This is a genomic window from Bacillus sp. G402 (assembly GCF_051172515.1).
Classification (GTDB): Bacteria; Bacillota; Bacilli; order Bacillales; family Bacillaceae; genus Bacillus; species Bacillus altitudinis.
The window spans coordinates 1,026,391-1,043,352 of record NZ_JBPIZC010000001.1; the positions used below are offsets into that span (position 1 = coordinate 1,026,391).

General features: G+C 40.0%; 14 protein-coding genes. All 14 read right to left on the reverse strand.

All coding sequences use genetic code 11. The features are described from left to right. Window positions 1–13: 13 nt before the first annotated feature. Window positions 14–703, reverse strand: coding sequence for a DUF881 domain-containing protein (locus ACSBQP_RS05380; protein ID WP_007499760.1), 690 nt, complete (start codon window positions 701–703; stop codon window positions 14–16). Next, window positions 700–1,479 carry a cell division protein FtsQ/DivIB gene (locus tag ACSBQP_RS05385; protein WP_017359362.1) on the reverse strand — a complete coding sequence of 260 codons (780 nt, stop codon included), beginning with the start codon at window positions 1,477–1,479 and terminating at the stop codon, window positions 700–702. The genes ACSBQP_RS05380 and ACSBQP_RS05385 overlap by 4 nt, the downstream gene beginning before the upstream one ends. Before the next feature lie 136 nt (window positions 1,480–1,615). After that, window positions 1,616–2,527, reverse strand: coding sequence for a UDP-N-acetylmuramate dehydrogenase (gene murB, locus ACSBQP_RS05390; protein WP_007499764.1), 912 nt, complete (start codon window positions 2,525–2,527; stop codon window positions 1,616–1,618). 30 nt (window positions 2,528–2,557) lie between these two features. Continuing rightward, a complete protein-coding gene (gene murG / locus ACSBQP_RS05395; protein ID WP_008344982.1) occupies window positions 2,558–3,652 on the reverse strand; it encodes an undecaprenyldiphospho-muramoylpentapeptide beta-N-acetylglucosaminyltransferase in 1,095 nt (364 codons plus the stop codon). 198 nt (window positions 3,653–3,850) lie between these two features. Next, a complete protein-coding gene (spoVE, locus tag ACSBQP_RS05400; protein ID WP_007499768.1) occupies window positions 3,851–4,951 on the reverse strand; it encodes a stage V sporulation protein E in 1,101 nt (366 codons plus the stop codon). Window positions 4,952–5,010: 59 nt separating this feature from the next. After that, window positions 5,011–6,357 carry a UDP-N-acetylmuramoyl-L-alanine--D-glutamate ligase gene (murD, locus tag ACSBQP_RS05405; protein ID WP_370539203.1) on the reverse strand — a complete coding sequence of 449 codons (1,347 nt, stop codon included), beginning with the start codon at window positions 6,355–6,357 and terminating at the stop codon, window positions 5,011–5,013. A gap of 9 nt (window positions 6,358–6,366) precedes the next feature. Next, window positions 6,367–7,341 (reverse strand): phospho-N-acetylmuramoyl-pentapeptide-transferase, encoded by a 975-nt coding sequence (gene mraY / locus ACSBQP_RS05410; protein ID WP_007499771.1) that lies wholly within the window; start codon window positions 7,339–7,341, stop codon window positions 6,367–6,369. A gap of 136 nt (window positions 7,342–7,477) precedes the next feature. Beyond that, on the reverse strand, window positions 7,478–8,953 hold the full coding sequence (locus ACSBQP_RS05415) for a UDP-N-acetylmuramoyl-L-alanyl-D-glutamate--2,6-diaminopimelate ligase (protein WP_326110343.1): 1,476 nt from the start codon (window positions 8,951–8,953) through the stop codon (window positions 7,478–7,480). A gap of 211 nt (window positions 8,954–9,164) precedes the next feature. Then, entirely contained in the window at window positions 9,165–11,084 is a 1,920-nt protein-coding gene (locus ACSBQP_RS05420; RefSeq protein WP_060781051.1) for a stage V sporulation protein D, read from the reverse strand. 125 nt (window positions 11,085–11,209) lie between these two features. Beyond that, entirely contained in the window at window positions 11,210–13,360 is a 2,151-nt protein-coding gene (locus ACSBQP_RS05425) for a penicillin-binding protein (RefSeq protein ID WP_024720306.1), read from the reverse strand. Window positions 13,361–13,367: 7 nt separating this feature from the next. Beyond that, on the reverse strand, window positions 13,368–13,715 hold the full coding sequence (ftsL, locus tag ACSBQP_RS05430; RefSeq protein ID WP_008344998.1) for a cell division protein FtsL: 348 nt from the start codon (window positions 13,713–13,715) through the stop codon (window positions 13,368–13,370). 36 nt (window positions 13,716–13,751) lie between these two features. Next, a complete protein-coding gene (gene rsmH / locus ACSBQP_RS05435; RefSeq protein WP_007499781.1) occupies window positions 13,752–14,684 on the reverse strand; it encodes a 16S rRNA (cytosine(1402)-N(4))-methyltransferase RsmH in 933 nt (310 codons plus the stop codon). A 66-nt stretch (window positions 14,685–14,750) separates the two neighbouring features. Then, on the reverse strand, window positions 14,751–15,182 hold the full coding sequence (gene mraZ, locus ACSBQP_RS05440) for a division/cell wall cluster transcriptional repressor MraZ (RefSeq protein WP_003211163.1): 432 nt from the start codon (window positions 15,180–15,182) through the stop codon (window positions 14,751–14,753). 127 nt (window positions 15,183–15,309) lie between these two features. Then, window positions 15,310–16,929, reverse strand: coding sequence for a bacillithiol biosynthesis cysteine-adding enzyme BshC (bshC, locus tag ACSBQP_RS05445; protein WP_435028243.1), 1,620 nt, complete (start codon window positions 16,927–16,929; stop codon window positions 15,310–15,312). Between the last annotated feature and the right edge of the window lie 33 nt (window positions 16,930–16,962).

The following is a 16,962-nucleotide window of genomic DNA, read 5'->3' on the forward strand; positions in this document are numbered from 1 at the left end:
CACCTTTTCACATTTAATCTTTGTTTCTTAGAAGAGGATTCATACGAATATCCTTCTTTTCAATCGTCATGGAAATATGATCACTTGTCAGCTGATCAACCACCCCGCCTGCAATGTTTAATGCAGGAATTAAAACAGCTGGATCTCCAATAGCAGAAATGACAAATGGTGCTGGATGTTGAACACCATCAACCGTGACGACTGGACCGTTACAATGTATGTATGATTGGTGTGTGATTCTTTGTCCGTTTATAGCTACAGCAGATGCCCCTGATATAAATAGTTCGTTTATCACATGGAAAATGTGGCTCTCATGCACAATGTAATTATTGACATTTTGTCCACTCGGGATATAAGATGCATCTTCAAGAGATACTTTTACCCCTTTCCCTTTTACACCTATTTCTCCTGTAAACATTCTGTATTTCTCAACATCTTCCAAAACATTAAAATACTGCTCTTTTTCATTTTTCAAACCAAACTCTGTTTCTTGGACTTTTGATTGAAGACGATAAAGTTCTTTTTCAAGTTTTTGATTCGCCTTTTCTTGCTTTGTTAGCTGACTTTTCAAAGAATATTCTTTTTTCCATTGTTCTGTTCGATTGACATCTGCTCGATGCTGCTTCGTATATTGGTATGAAAAAGAAATCAGAAATCCAAGAACAAGCATTACAATTGAGAATATGACGGTTTTGCCTCTCAACGTTCATCTTCCTTTTTCTTAGATTTAAAAGCTTCAAAATAGGTGGCTACTTCCATATGAATCGTACCTTTCTCAGAGGACGAAAGCTCTTTGACAATGGCAGGGTACGTTGTCATTTTATCTGCGAATGTTTTAATTGATGCAATAACGGTGTTTCCATCATTCATATAAAATTTAACGAGCCATTGATTGGAGCTAGTCGGTACGTAATATACTTCTGAGATTAGTTCCTGAATAGAAGCCGGCAGTTGATTCAGAGCTCTCACTGTTTGCTTCAATTTCTCTTTATTGTCCCAATCGACAAAAATAGGTCCTGCGTGACTTGGCGTTACTTCATCTGGCAAAGCCGTCCCGTTTTCAAGAAGCTCATAATAAAAATGTCCCTTTTGCAGATACGCAATATTTGCATACTCTTTGACAGCAATACTGACCTTATTAGGGAAATGTTTTTTAATACTGACACTTTTAATCAATTTATTTTGCTTTATATGGTCTGCTGTCATATCTTTATTTAAATTCCAAAACTCTGTCTCGCCTTCTTTAATTTGCGAAAGTTTAACGAGCTGTTTTGTTGGTACATGTTCATTACCGGTAATGGTTAAAGAAGAAATTTTACTGATTGGTGTTTGCAAATAGACAATAATTAAAACCATGATAAAAAACAGCAAAATAAAAGAGATTAATCTCCGATTCGCTTTCTGCTTCCTTTGTTCTTTAATTTTAGGGATTCGCTCTTCTATATTGACGATCTTTTCATTTTCATGATCAGGCCGCATATATACTCTTCACCTCATTCAAAGCTGCTTGTCCGCACCTTTGGATCATTCTTTATCTCATATTGATTAGAAAACAAACGGCATGAAAAAATGCCGTTTGTTTTCCTGTGATACCATCATTCATAAGTAGTAGCCTTTAATTTGCTTCACCAATAATTTCTACTTCTGTATGCATCTCTACATTGTAGTCATCTTTGATTTTCTTTTGAATGTACTGAATTAAGTCGAGCACATCTTGAGCCTTCGCCCCACCAGCGTTGACAATAAAGTTTCCGTGCATATCAGAAATTCTAGCCCCGCCAATCTGATATCCTTTTAAATTCGCCTTTTCTACAAGCTGTCCTGCATATTCAGGTAATGGATTTCGAAAAATACTGCCGGCGCATGGTTTATTATACGGTTGTGTTTCCTTACGATAATCTTTATTTTGCTGCATTTTCTTTGTGATTTTCTCACGTTCGTCCTGTTTAAGCTTGAACACTGCTTCGAGAACAATTCCAGGGCGTTCCTTTTGAAGCACAGAAGTTCGATAGCTAAAGTTCATTTGCTCATTAGTTAACCACTCGATCGTTCCATCTTCAAATAAGACTCTCGCTTTCACAAGAATCTTGCTGATGTCAGATCCATGTGCCCCTGCGTTCATATAAACAGCGCCACCAATAGAACCTGGAATACCAGCTGCGAATTCCAATCCTGACAACCCCTGCTTACTAAGAGACGTAGCAAGTCTTACAACTGAATAGCCTCCGCCAACTGTAATCTCTTCATCATTGACAGTTAAGTGATCAAGCCCAGCACCCAGCTTTAAAACGACGCCGCGAATTCCTTTATCAAGAACAAGTAAATTGGACCCTCTCCCAATGACCGTCCATTGAGTATCATGTTTTTTCACCTGATCCATAATTGTTTTGACAGCATCGACATCTTTAGGGATGACTAATAGATCGGCCGGTCCGCCTATTTTCATTGTCGTATGATTTGCAAGCGGTTCGTTTTCAAGTACTTTACCAACTTGCGCTTCTAATAATTCATTCTTCAAGTTCTCCATATTACCCTCCGCCTTACCTCATATCATTCATCATGAAGTCGTAATTTCTTTTAACACATTATATAAACGTGTGGCCGCATCTGGTACTCCGAGTTCTTTTGTTAAACGGCTCATTTGATGTAGTTTCTCGTCATTACCAGCAATTTCATCAATTGCATGAAGCAAGCGATCTCCTGAAAGCTCTGATTCTCTTAAAACGATCGCAGCATCATGTTTTTCAAGTGATCTTGCGTTAATTTCCTGATGATTTGCGGTCACGTATGGACTTGGAATGAAGATGGTCGGAATTCCAAGTGCCGTCACTTCAGCAATCGTTGTGGCTCCCGCTCTTGCAACAATGACATCAATTGATTTTAAATACTCCGGCATTTGATGCAAGAAAGGCTTTGTGATCATATTCGGTGCTTCACCTTTTTCTTTTAATTCGTTCAGCACTTTTTCATAATGAACCTCACCTGTAATATATAAAAGCTGATAGTTCTTTGCCTTTAATTCATCTTGCATGTCAATCACTGCTTTATTGATTGGAGCTGCACCTCTGCTCCCGCCAAAAATGAGAACCGTTTTTTTCTTCTCATCCAGCCCGAACTCTTTAAGAGATTTTCCCTCTTTAATAGAGACGACTTCAGAGGCTCTTGGGTTTCCCGTAAAAACAACCTTTTCTGAAGGAAAGTGTTCCTTTGCTTCTTCAAAACAGATGGCTACTTTATTCACATATCGTGCCAGAAACTTATTTGTGATGCCTGGCAGGCTATTTTGTTCGTGAATGATCGTCGGGATTTTTAGCTTAGACGCAGCATAAACAACAGGACCACACACATAACCACCTGTTCCAATAACAGCATCCGGCTTAAATTCTTTTAAATAAGATTTACTTTTTTGAACGCCCTTTAGAAACCTCATCACTGTTTTTACATTATCAAAGGAAAGCTTTCTTTTAAAACCTGAAATTTCAATTGATTTAAAAGGGATATTTTCTCTTTCTACAATTTTCTTTTCAAGCCCATTCTCAGTGCCAATATATAAAAATTCCACATCAGGATGCAGTCTTTTCACTTCTTTAATAAAAGCTAGAGCAGGATAAATATGCCCGCCTGTTCCGCCTCCACTAATAACTATACGCATTATACCATTTCCCCTCAATTTTTTTCTGCTCTGAACAAAGTATAAACCCTGTTTTAAACAACAGGGCTCCGTCAAAACCTGTAAAGAAGAGTCAATCATCATGTTTTCGAAACAGAAACTGCCATTTTCACTCTTCAAATCATTTTTTCATACTTTTGCAAAATACAAGTCTATATGGTTTCATGAACTATCAGCACATTAATATCTAGCATACCTGCTTACATTCAAAAGTACGCCAATTGCCATCAGCATTAATGTAAGTGATGAACCGCCATAACTTAAGAATGGGAGTGTGATGCCCGTCACAGGGATGAGGCCAGTGACAACTGCGATATTAATCATTACTTGAATGGCAACCATTGAGATGATGCCCACTGCCAAGAAACTCCCATATAAATCTGGTGCCCCGAGGGCTATTCTAATGCCTCTCCACAATAGAACACTAAAGAGCAGCAAAATGAGTGATCCACCTATAAATCCAAGTTCTTCAGACAATATAGCAAAGATAAAGTCTGTTTGAGGCTCAGGCAAATAGAAGAATTTTTGTCTACTCTGACCTAGCCCCATTCCAAACAGGCCACCTGGACCGACAGCGTATAACGATTGAATAATTTGAAACCCGCTGCCAAGTGGATCCTCCCAAGGATTTAAATAAGATGTAATTCGTTTTATTCGATAGGGTGCTGATAAGACAAGTGCGGCAAATCCGCTAAGCCCTAAAAGACCGAGAAAGATAAAGTGAGCGATTCTCGCACCTGAAACAAATATCATAATAATACAGGTTCCAACCATAACCGTTCCTGTACCTAGGTCCGGCTGCAGCATAATGATGGCAAATGCAGAAAACACAATGCCTAGTGCTGGGGCAAAACCTTTACGAAAGGATGTGATATTCTTTTGCTTTTCAGATAAGAATTTTGCAAGAAACGCAATCATCGCAAGCTTCATAAATTCAGAGGGCTGAATACTAAACGCACCGACACCAATCCAGCTTCTTGAACCATTTCTCTCCATACCGATACCAGGAATCAAGACAAGCACGAGGAGGAGAAAACACACTGCAATCAGTATCTTTGACCAAGTCCGCCACGTCCAATAATCGACCCGCATAATGAAAAACATTGCGATAACTCCGATTCCGGCAAACAAAAGCTGTCTTTTTGCAAAATAAAACGAATCATCAAATTTATACGATGCCCACACAGCACTTGCGCTGTACACCATAATTAAACCAATCGTCAATAAAAGTAACGTAATGACAACAAGCAAAAAATCCGGAGAAGTTTTCTTATTCGTCAAGAGACCGACACCCCAAGCATAATTTCATTTGGGCTGTCAGTCTTATGAGAGACAAGCCCTTATTTAAGCATATGCACGGCGTTTACAAACATGTCTCCACGTTCTTCAAATGTTTTATGCTGATCCCAGCTTGCACAAGCTGGAGACAATAAAATCACGTCTTCTTCTTCAGATATGCTAAACGCCGCAGGTACTGCTTGTTCAACATTATCGACATGTTTTACGTGATGTATTCCCAGCTCTTCACCAAGCTTCACAAACTTAGGCGCAGTCTCACCAAATGTAATCATTCCTTTAACATTCTTCATAAAAGGTTTTAATTCATCAAATTCATTGCCACGATCCAGTCCACCTGCTAGTAAAATGGTCGGCTGCTTGAAGGCAGACAAAGCTTTACTTGTTGCCAGTATATTGGTCGCTTTACTGTCATTATAAAATTTTCTATTTTGAATCGTCTCCACAAATTGCAAACGATGCTTCACTCCACTAAATGTAGTAAGAACTTGCGCAATCGCTTCGTTTGAGCAGCCTGCATTTTTTACAACACAAATAGCTGCTAGAATATTTTCTTGGTTATGCTCACCAGGAAGAACAACATCCTTGAGGTCAATGACATGTTCATTCATATAGTAAATGGCACCATCTTTAATAAACGCTCCATGTGCTACCGGCTCTTTAACTGAGAAAAACACTTTTTGCGCTTTCGAATCTTCTGCTAGTTTGACAACAGAAGGATCATCTAGGTTAACCACAGCTATGTCATCTTCTTGTTGATGTGCATACACTTTCTGTTTTGCTTTTTCGTATTCTTCACGCGTGTGATGATAGTCTAAATGTGCGTCAAAAATATTTAATATTAAGCTGATTTTAGGTCTGAATTCAACGGTTCCCATTAACTGAAATGAAGAGAGCTCAGTTACGATCCATTCATCGCCCGCTGCACGCGCGGCAACTTCACTTGCGACCGTTCCGATATTACCTGCTACCAATGTTTTTTGGCTGTCTTTTTTCAACATTTCATAAATCAAAGTGGTCGTGGTCGTTTTTCCATTTGATCCGGTAATCCCAATAAAAGGAGATGAGGTCAAATGATACGCCAATTCTATTTCAGTCCAAACTGGAATTTTTCGGCGAAGCGCCTCTTGAACCATCACATTCTCATAAGGAATTCCAGGGTTCTTAATTAAAATCGTAATTTCTTTATCGTCGAACATACGAAGAGGATGACTGCCACAAATGACATCAATCCCCTTTTCAGAAAGTAACTGAGCAGGCTCGTTTTCTTCAAAAGCTTTTTGGTCATTGACCGTCACGTTTATTCCGTGTTCGTGAAGAATTGAGGCTGCCGCATATCCGCTTTTTGCAAGGCCTAGTACTAGTACATGTTCGTCTTTTAACATTTGCATCCTATTCAATTATAACCACACCTCGATGTAAATTCCTAAAACAGCAAGCAATAAACCAGCTGTCCAGAAGGTGACAACTACTCTCCACTCAGACCAGCCAACTAACTCATAGTGGTGGTGAAGCGGGCTCATCTTAAAGATTCTTTTTCCAGTTGTTTTAAAGGAGATGACTTGAAGGATAACGGATAACGTTTCAACAACAAATACTCCTCCAATAATGACGAGTAAAATCTCAAGTTTCGTTAAAATGGCAATGGCCACGATGGCACCGCCTAAAGCAAGCGATCCCGTATCACCCATAAATACTTTTGCAGGATGCGCATTAAAGACAAGGAACCCAAGGACAGCCCCTGCTACTGCTACCGAAAAGATCGCCACATCATACTGAGATTGATTCCAAGCCAATATAGCAAAAGCTCCGAATGCAATAGCAGCTGTTCCAGATAATAAACCATCAAGTCCATCTGTAAGGTTTACCGCATTAGAACCACCGACAAGCATGAAAACGACGAGGATAAAGTATGCCCATCCTAAGTCAAAGCTGACATCTGTTCCTGGAATGCGAATAGTCGTTGCAAACTCATAATAATGGAAGACTGCATAGAAAATCACAGCAATCACAATTTGCCCGATCAGTTTTTGTTTTGATGTTAAGCCAAGATTTCGCTTCATCGCTACTTTAATATAATCATCTAAAAATCCTAATAATCCGTAGCCAAGGGTGACAAATAACAATAAAAACATTTCTGGACTAATCTCAGAGAATTTGTTAATCATCACGATCGTTGTAATTGTAATAGAAAAGATAATCATAATTCCACCCATTGTTGGGGTACCAGATTTCTTTTGGTGAGACTGAGGTCCTTCTTCTCTAATACTTTGACCAAATTTAAGTCTTCTTAAAAACGGAATAAAAATCGGGGATAAAAGAACACTGATTAAAAATCCCATTATGATTGTAAACAATATCACCTGTTCAAGCATTGTTCTTTACTCCTTCCGAATTTCCAAAGCCGTTTTCCATTAGAAAATAGCATTCATTATTATGATATTCATTCGTGTCTTTCGTATGTTGTTTTTGTACAAAATGCTTCATTTCATTACACTCTTTTCATCATTTTTAAGATTTGTTTAGATCTAAAATAGCGTCGGCTGCCACCTTGGCATCATCAAAGTCATAGACTTGATCACCAATGATTTGGTACGTTTCATGGCCTTTTCCAGCTATTAAGACTGTATCGCCCTTTTTTGCATTAGCAATGGCAAAAAAGATGGCCTGTTTCCGGTTCACAAAGCTATGATAATAGGCGTTTGGCACGCCATTTTCCATGTCTTTCAAAATGGCTGATGGATCTTCACTTCTTGGATTATCTGATGTGAAAACAGGCTCATCTGCATATTTCACAGCGATTTGGGCCATCTGAGGGCGCTTGGTTTTATCACGGTCGCCCCCGCAGCCAACTACACAGAAAATTCTACCTTCTGTTAATTCTCTGCACGTAGTCAGTACATTTTCTAAACTGTCAGGTGTGTGCGCATAATCAACGATGACTGGGAAGTCTTGATCACAATTCACAAGTTCGAATCTTCCTTTGACTCCCTCAAGTTCTTCAATGGCACTAACGATCGTTTCAAACGTTAAGCCTGATACAATTCCTACTGATACAGCTGCTAGAATGTTATACACATTGAATTTCCCAATAAGGGCAACCGTCACATTTTTTGTGCCGATTGGGGTGATCAAATCAAATTGTGTTCCCTTTGGTTTGATTTGAATGTTCTTTGCCATTACATCTGATTCTTGCTCTAAGCCATACGTCATAATTTCAGCAGCTGTGACTTTTTCAAAATAACTAGACGCTTCATCATCTGCATTTAAAATGGCATGCTTCGGCTTATCGTGCTGAAAGGCACTTCCGAGCTGGGAAAAGAGCAAGCTTTTTGCATGTTTATATTCTTCCATTGTGTTGTGGTAGTCCAAATGATCTTGGGTAAGATTTGTAAAGACGGCAATATCATAATCACATCCATGAACACGCCCAAGATGCAAAGCATGTGATGATACTTCCATAATGGCCGTATCTACGTCTTGATCAAGCATCTGCTTAAAGGTCTTCTGAAGGGTGACACTCTCAGGTGTTGTGTTTTTCACTTCGAGAATTTCATCGTTTACCTTCATATACATCGTACCGATTAAACCTGTTTTTTTATCGGCTTTTCTCATGATTTGCTCAATCATGTGTGTTGTGGACGTTTTCCCGTTCGTTCCTGTAATACCAATTAGATTGAGTTTATGAGTTGGCTGTTCGTAAAAAGCATCTGCCATTCTTGCAAGTGCTCTTTGAGAGTGTTTTACAATAATGACTGGTACATCTGTTATGTGAAGTGGGTGTTCTGCTACAATCGCTGCAGCCCCGCTTTTCACCGCTTTTTCAGCGTAATCATGTCCATCTACTGTATAGCCTTTTATACAGACAAAAAGACTCCCTTTTTTTACTTCTCTTGAATCCATTTCAATGGAAGTAATCTCCGGATTTTCGTTTATCAGTTCATTGTTTTCACTTTTAAAGTATGTAAGGAGTTCTTGTAATTTCATTTCATATCAAACCTCTCAAATTCGTTCACGTGCATGTCTTGTGAAAAAAACACACAGTCTATATTTTATCGTAAAAAAAAGGATACATCCAGCGTATTCCTTAAGTTTCTCTTGGAAAAAACACACTTTATGCTCTTTTTTTAAAGCGACCCTTCTCTTTCAACAAAAAGAGGCAGCCGAATGAGTGCGGCTACCCTCTGTTCATTCTTTATTATTCATCATTTAAGTATAATCGGATCGTGGAACCTTCTTTGACCTTTGTGCCGGCAGCAGGCGATTGCTTCACCACTTTACTGCCAGTTCCTGAAGCATCAATCTTTAAATTAATCAAGAGTGATTCAAGGTCAGAAACAGATCCTCCTACAAGATTCGGTACCTCAATGGTTTTTGTGTCCAGCCATTGGTACTTCTTTTCAATTTGTCCTTTTCTTTTTTTCACGCCCATTTCAGGCAGACTGTCTCGCATAATATGGCCCACAATAGGTGCTGCTACTGTCCCACCAAATTGAATCGTGCCTTTTGGGTTATCTACTGCTACATACACAACAATGCTTGGATCATCCGCAGGCGCAAAACCGATAAATGACACAATATGGTTATTTTCCATGTACTTTCCGTCTTTTACTTTCTGTGCTGTTCCTGTTTTTCCGCCCACCCGATATCCTTCAACGAATGCATTCCGGCCAGTTCCTTGAGCGACTACGCTTTCAAGGGCATACCTGATTTCTTTAGACGTCTCCGCTGAAATGACTTTCTTCTTGGCAATTGGTGATTGCTTTTTTACCACCTCTTTTGTAATTGGATCGATCCATTCTTTTGCAATATAAGGGGTGTAAAGCGTTCCTCCATTTACTGCGGCTGCCACTGCAGCTACTTGTTGAATCGGCGTAACAGATACACCTTGACCAAAGGCTGTTGTTGCCTGTTCTACAGGACCAACACGATCAAGCGGGAACAAAATTCCTCTACCTTCTCCTTGAAGGTCGATTCCTGTCTTTTGACCAAAGCCAAAATTCTTAATATAAGAAAATAATTTATCTTTTCCAAGACGGTCGCCTAGCTCGACGAATCCCGGGTTACAAGAGTTTTGTACCACTTCTAGAAACGACTGTGATCCATGTCCTCCCTTTTTCCAGCATCTGAGCCTTGCGCCATCCACTGTCACAGATCCGCTGTCAAAAAATTGATCACGTTTTAAATTTACTTTATTTTCTTCCAGGGCAGCTGCCAGTGTAATGATTTTAAACGTCGATCCTGGCTCATATGTGCTCCACACCGGTAAGTTTCGGTTAAATACTTTTGGATCAACTGATTGATAGTCAGCCGGATCAAAGTCAGGTCTGCTCGACATTCCCAGCACCTCACCATTTTTCGGATTCATGGCAATGGCAATCATGCCATCTGGGTTATATTTTGCCTGGGCATTGTCTAGTTCTCGTTCGATGATGGTTTGCACTTTTGAATCAACTGTTAATTTCATATCAAGCCCATCTTTAGGCGGTGTATAATCATCTGCTTCATCTGGCATTTTTTGCCCTTTTGCATCAGAATAAAATTTCACAGAGCCTTTTTCACCTTTTAGGTCATCATCATAGTACGCTTCTAGCCCAAGTAAGCCTTGATTATCAATTCCAGCAAAACCTAATACATGAGATAAGAAACTTCCAAACGGGTAATGTCTAATGCTGTCCTCTGCTACATAGACTCCATCTAAATCAAGCTCTCTGACTTCTTTTGCTTTTTCATGAGATACTTTTCTCCCCTCTGGGGAAATCCGCTCTATAGACGTTTTCTTGGTGACATGCTTGTACGCTTTCTCCTCAGACATATTCAGCACTGCTGCTAATTTTTTGCTTGTTTCTGCAGGGTCTTTCACCTGCCGCGGCACGACTAAAATAGAGGGAGCACTTTTGTTCGTCGCCAGCTCCACCCCATTTCGATCCAAAATATCTCCTCGTTCTGGTTCAAATGGAAGGTTACGGCTCCATGAATCTTTCGCTAAACTGGTCAGCTTCTCGCCCATAATAAACTGCACATATCCTAATCTAGTATCTATGATGAAAAAAATGATCACCCCAAACAGCAGCACGAAAAGCAATCGTTTTCTCACTGTTACACTTGACACTCGCACGCCCGGTTCACTCCTTACATATGGCTTGTTTTCATCATATGCAGGCTCGTCTTTTTATAGAACGATCTCGTCCATCGCTCAAGCAAAAGAAAAAAACCTAGCAAATGATTTGCTAGGTTTTCAAGTTAATTTGGACTTTTGAAGGTCACTGTGACGACTTTATCTGAAATCTCCGCTCCACTTTTCACGCTTTGTTTGACAGCATATCCTTGTCCATTTGTTTCAATATGCACACCTGAAATAGACGCATATTGAAGAACTTCCCTTCTGGACCAGCCTGTCATATCAGGCATTTTAATGGTTTTCCCTGCTGTTTTCAAAAAGACTTTCTGGCTTTCAGAGAATTCAGAGCCCGCATTTGGCCATTGGCGTTTAATGGATAGACCGTCACCAATGACAACAGGTGATAACTTTTTGTTTTTTGCTTCTGTTTCTGCCTGTTTCACTTCTAAATCTAGGAATGACGGCATTGTTTCTTGTTTTATTTTCTGTTTGCCAGATTTTTTATCATCTGTTTTTGTTGGTGCGATATTTAAATAGAGCAAACTATTTTTCATCACAGGGTTAAAGATTTCTGAAACAGGGGCAGAGCCTGTTTGTGTTTCAGATAGCTGAGGCTGTTGGACAGCCACATAAACGAGCAGCTTCGGATCATCTTTTGGTGCCATTCCCATAAATGAAAAGACGTAATCGTTTCTCCCTTGAAGGTAGCCGCCAGCACCGCCAATTTGTCCTGTACCTGTTTTCCCAGCGACATCAAAACCTTTGATTTGATATGGCTGTCCTGTGCCAATTTTTGAGGAAACGACCTCACCTAAAATGTCACGGACTTGCTTCGCTGTATCAGAAGAAATTGGTTTTCCAGCTACTGTTGGTTCGTGCTGTAAAATTGTTTTGTTTGTGTTCGGGTCTGTAATATGATCGATTACATATGGCTTCATCATCGTTCCACCGTTTGCAATGGCTGTCGCCGCTTCAATTTGCTGAATTGGGGTAATCGCGGACGCCTGACCATAAGCAGTCGATGCTTTGTCATATTCGTATCTGAAATTGATTTTACTAGACGCTTCGTTCGGCAAGTCTATGCCTGTTTTGTCATAGAAATGGAATTTTTGCAAGTATTGTTCGTAGCGTGTGAAACCTAACTTTTCTTTTGCCAGTTTCGCAAAAGCTACGTTTGAAGAACGAAGAACACCTTCATGAAAATCAATTTTCCCCCAGCCATTTCCGTTGTTATGGTCTCTTACAAGACCGCCGCCTACTTTATAAGTACCAGACTGATACTTGTCACTGCCTTGGTACACTCCTTCTTGGATAGCAGCAGCGAGTGTAAAAATTTTCATCGTTGAACCTGGTTCAAATGCGTAAGAAATGACATCGTTGTTATAATTCGTAATGTCGAGTTCATTTAAATTAAAGCTTGGCCGCTGTCCCATTGCAAGAACTCTTCCAGTTTTCGGATCAACGACTGTCGCAATGATTTTCTTCGGCTTATATTTTTTAGCGACCTGCGTCATACTTTCTTCAAGAAATGCCTGAATTTTTTGGTCGATGGTCAGCGTGACGTTTTTCCCGTCTTTCGGGGCAACGATGTCTTCTTTACTATTCGGAAGTGCCCATCCGCTTCTGTCGCTGTTATAAGTTACATAGCCATCTTTTTCTTTTAAATATTTATTCAGAGCCTTTTCTAGACCCATTGCGCCTGACATGTCCTTCGTTGCTTCATCTAATCTAGCGTAACCGATTAAGTTCGAAGCAAACATGCCGTTTGGATAATACCTCTTTGTGTCTTTTTCAAAGGCGATCCCAGGAAGTTTTAGCTTTTCAATTTTTTCCTTTGTTGAAAAACTAATATCCTTTCCGGCTTTACCAAACTCAACTTGGAACGCATCCTTTGTATTCAGACGCTTTAAAATTTCACTCTCACTCATATCAATGACTTTTGACAGCTCTTTTGCTGTCTTTTCTTTGTCAACGACATGCATCGGATGCTTTGGATCGACCGTCATTTTCTTGCTCATGATTGCAATTAGCTTATACACAGATGTATCTTCCGCAATCACATTGCCATTTCTGTCTAAAATGGACCCTCTTTTGGCTTCAAGTGTTTTTTTCGATTGATATTGTTCATTGGCTTTTGCAGCTAACACTTGTCCATCGACGGTTCCCGTAATCTGAATATAAATAAAACGTGCAAGGATGATAAAGAAAAACAGGGCGAAGCAAATACTCGCAATTGCCGCGCCTCTGTTCATCATTTTATTCTTTTTAGGCATCGCCATGTTAATCGACCTTCTTAACATCTTTCGATATGCTTAAGCCCGCTTTTTTAGCGGCTTCAATGATTCTCTCTGGTTCACTTAGTAAGTCTTTTTCCTTTTGCAGTTCAGTGATCTTTTTCGATTCTAAAGACACTTGCTGTTCTAGTTTCTGCACTTCGATATTTGCGTGATAAACAGCAAAGGCTTTCGAAATGATGAGGATCGAGCTGCACATGAGAGCCATGACAAACATGACAAGTAAGATTTTTTCACCAAGTGTAATAGAACCTCTTCTTCTAATAACAACCGATTGACCTTGCTGCTCGGTTTGATGTTGCTTTACTTCTCTTTGGTAAGCCAAATTACTCATAAGAAACCTCCTTTTTATCATCATCTATGGTGTCGTTTACTTTTTTTCTGCAATTCGGAGCTTCGCTGAACGGGCACGGTTGTTATATTCCAGCTCTTGTTCTGATGCAACGATTGGTTTTCTCGTGATCAGCTTCAGTTTTGGTTCAAGTCCTTCTGGAATCACTGGTAGTCCGTGCGGAAGTTCTGGAAGAGAAGACATTTCTTTAAATGTACTTTTACAAATCCGATCTTCAAGTGAATGGAATGTAATGACAGAAATTCTCCCCTTCGGATTGAGTAACTCTATTGCTTGTTCTAGTGCTTCTTCAAATACTTTCAATTCGTCATTTACGGCAATTCGGATCGCTTGAAACACTCTTTTCGCTGGATGTCCGCCTTTTCGTCTTGCAGGTGCGGGAATTCCTTCTTTAATAATGTCGACAAGCTCACCTGTTGTTTCAATTGGCGCTTTTTTTCTAGCTTCTTCAATTTTGCGTGCGATTTGCTTGCTGAATTTTTCTTCCCCATATTTGTAGAAAATCCGAACTAGATCTTCAAATGGCCATTCATTCACCACTTGTTTTGCCGACAAAGCAGCGGTTTGATCCATTCGCATGTCAAGAGGTGCATCATGGTGATAACTAAAGCCTCTCTCTGGTGTGTCAAGCTGAGGTGATGAAACCCCAAGATCAAAAATCACACCGTCTACGCTTGTAATTCCTTGTTCATTCAGACGTTCTTTTAAATATCGGAAGTTGCTTTTTATGAAAAGAATGTTCGCTTTAACATGTGCGAGCTTCTCTCGTGCATGATCCAGTGCAGCATCGTCTTGGTCAAACCCAATCAATGTACCTTTTTCTGATAATTGAGATAGTAAATATGAGCTATGACCTGCGCCGCCTAGCGTGCAGTCCACATATGTACCGTCTTCTTTGACGTTTAAACCGTCAACTGTTTCTTTTAATAATACTGTCTCATGTTGAAACATGATGATATGGTCCCACCTTTTTCAAATAGAAATGAATGTGTAGAAAGCTTGCTGCACAAGGGATTATTATATATCAAATCCAATCATGTTTTCAGCAATTTCAGCAAAAGAATCTTCTTGCTCTTCTGTATATTGTTCCCAGATCGACTTACTCCACAACTCAATTCGATTTGAAACGCCGATGACCACACATTCTTTTTCGAGTTTTGCATATTGGAGTAGGTTGGATGCGATGTTAATGCGCCCCTGCTTGTCCAGATCACATTCAACTGCGCCGGAGAAGAAGAACCGGGTAAACGCACGTGCATCTTTTTTCGTTAGCGGCAGTGCTTTGAGTTTCTCTTCAATTAGTTTCCACTCACTCATAGGGTAGCCAAATAAACATTGATCAAGCCCTCTCGTCAGCACAAACTGTTCTCCGAGACCGTCTCTAAATTTAGCAGGGATGATCATGCGCCCTTTTGTATCAATCGTATGTTGGTATTCACCCATGAACATGATATCAGAGCCCCACTTTCTCACCCATACTCTCCACTATCCACCACTTCTCTCCACAAAACTTATTTTACACTGTTTCTACATAAAAAAAAACCCTGAACTAGTCAGGGTTCATTAAAACTTTATTTCAAAGTTTGACAATTTGTTGCTTGTTTTGAAATGAAAATGGCAGATTTTTGAACGTTTTGAAGAATTCTGGACCATATTTGTTTAAAAAGTACATGATATTCCAAATTCTTTCTTGTGGTGCTTCGAGTGGTTTTAAACTATTTTCAATCCGTTCAAAATCTCGAAGGATGTATCCTTCCTTCTCTTCCACACGCTTTGCAACCTTTTGATAAACAAATTGAAGCTGGTCTTCTATAAATTTGGCATTTTTATCTAATAGCTGTTCAAAGCTTGGTTCGATCTCTAGCGCTTCTTGTCTCATTGCCTCGTGAACATTCGCTAATTCACGTTTGGCATGTTGAACCGATTGAACAAAGCTGTCTGGAAGACTTTGCTGAAAGTGCGCATCCTTCTTTTCTTTCACGCCTTTTGTCAGCACTTCTTCAACCGACAATTCTCTTATCGGCAGCTTCTTATCAATGTGCCTTTCAAGAATGGTGACGTGCAGTCTTGGAAGAACGGGTGCCATTTTGACATCGAAGTACTCGAAGATGCCTTTCAGCTCACCCCAATAGTTCACTTCACCGTGTCCAGCCATAAAAGCAAGCGTTGGAAGAAGGGTTTCCTGCATCAATGGACGGGTCACCACATTATTGCTAAACCGCTCTGGGTGCTCCTCGACTTCCTGCAAAAGCTCATCTTTTGTCCAAGTAAGCCCCACTTCGGATATAGAAAATTGGCCATTCTCTTTTTCAATGAGGAAACGCTCATCATCATATTCGTAAAACAAGTTGGCTTGATGGTCACCAGCTTCAATAATCGGCTGATACCCCGCTTGTTCCATGGCAGCCTGCGTGTTATTTAAGTGAGCCACGATCGCATCACTCGACTCCACAATTTGCTTGAATAACGTACGTTCAAGTGGCTTCACGCCGAAGTCTCCTGAATTCAATAACAGCAGTCCATCTTCTTCAAATAGATCGCAAACAATCCACTCAAAGAAATCAGTAAACGTTTCTGATTTGCGTAAACATCGAAGAAGCTGATCAAACAAGTCATTTGTGTAAGCAGATTCCTCATAGGTTGAAAATACATCACGAAGCCATCTCTCTGTTTTCTCTTGGTGGAGAGGTGTTCTTTTCGCAGCTGTTTTTTTCACATGATGTAATGGAAGCTTTTGTTTGACTGGGCCTTTTTCGCCAGACGTGTACACAAAGTTAATTTCGTCTACGTCGTGATCTTCACCCGCTACCCAAAAGACCGGAATAACAGGAACGCCAAGCTCTGATTCTTTTTCTTTGGCAAACTGAATAATGGAAATGATTTTATGTATGGTATAAAGCGGACCTGCCAGTAAGCCTGCCTGCTGTCCTCCAACCACCATGACGCTCCGTTCATCACGTATCTTCTCAATATTCTCACGCATCGCAGCCGAATCAAATTTTGCATGATATGCGCTCATATAATCCGCTAAAGCCTCGCGCGGGAAGCTCCTTTCCATGAGATCGTCGTATCTCTTTTTCCATGTGTGCTCAGAATGTATATCATAATCAAAAAAAGCAGTCATCTCTTTTTTTTCTTCTATATAATCACGTATGAATAAATTCTGACTTCGGATGGAAAGTTCAGTCAATTGCATGTTTAGAACTTCCTTTCTTCAATAAATAGTTAG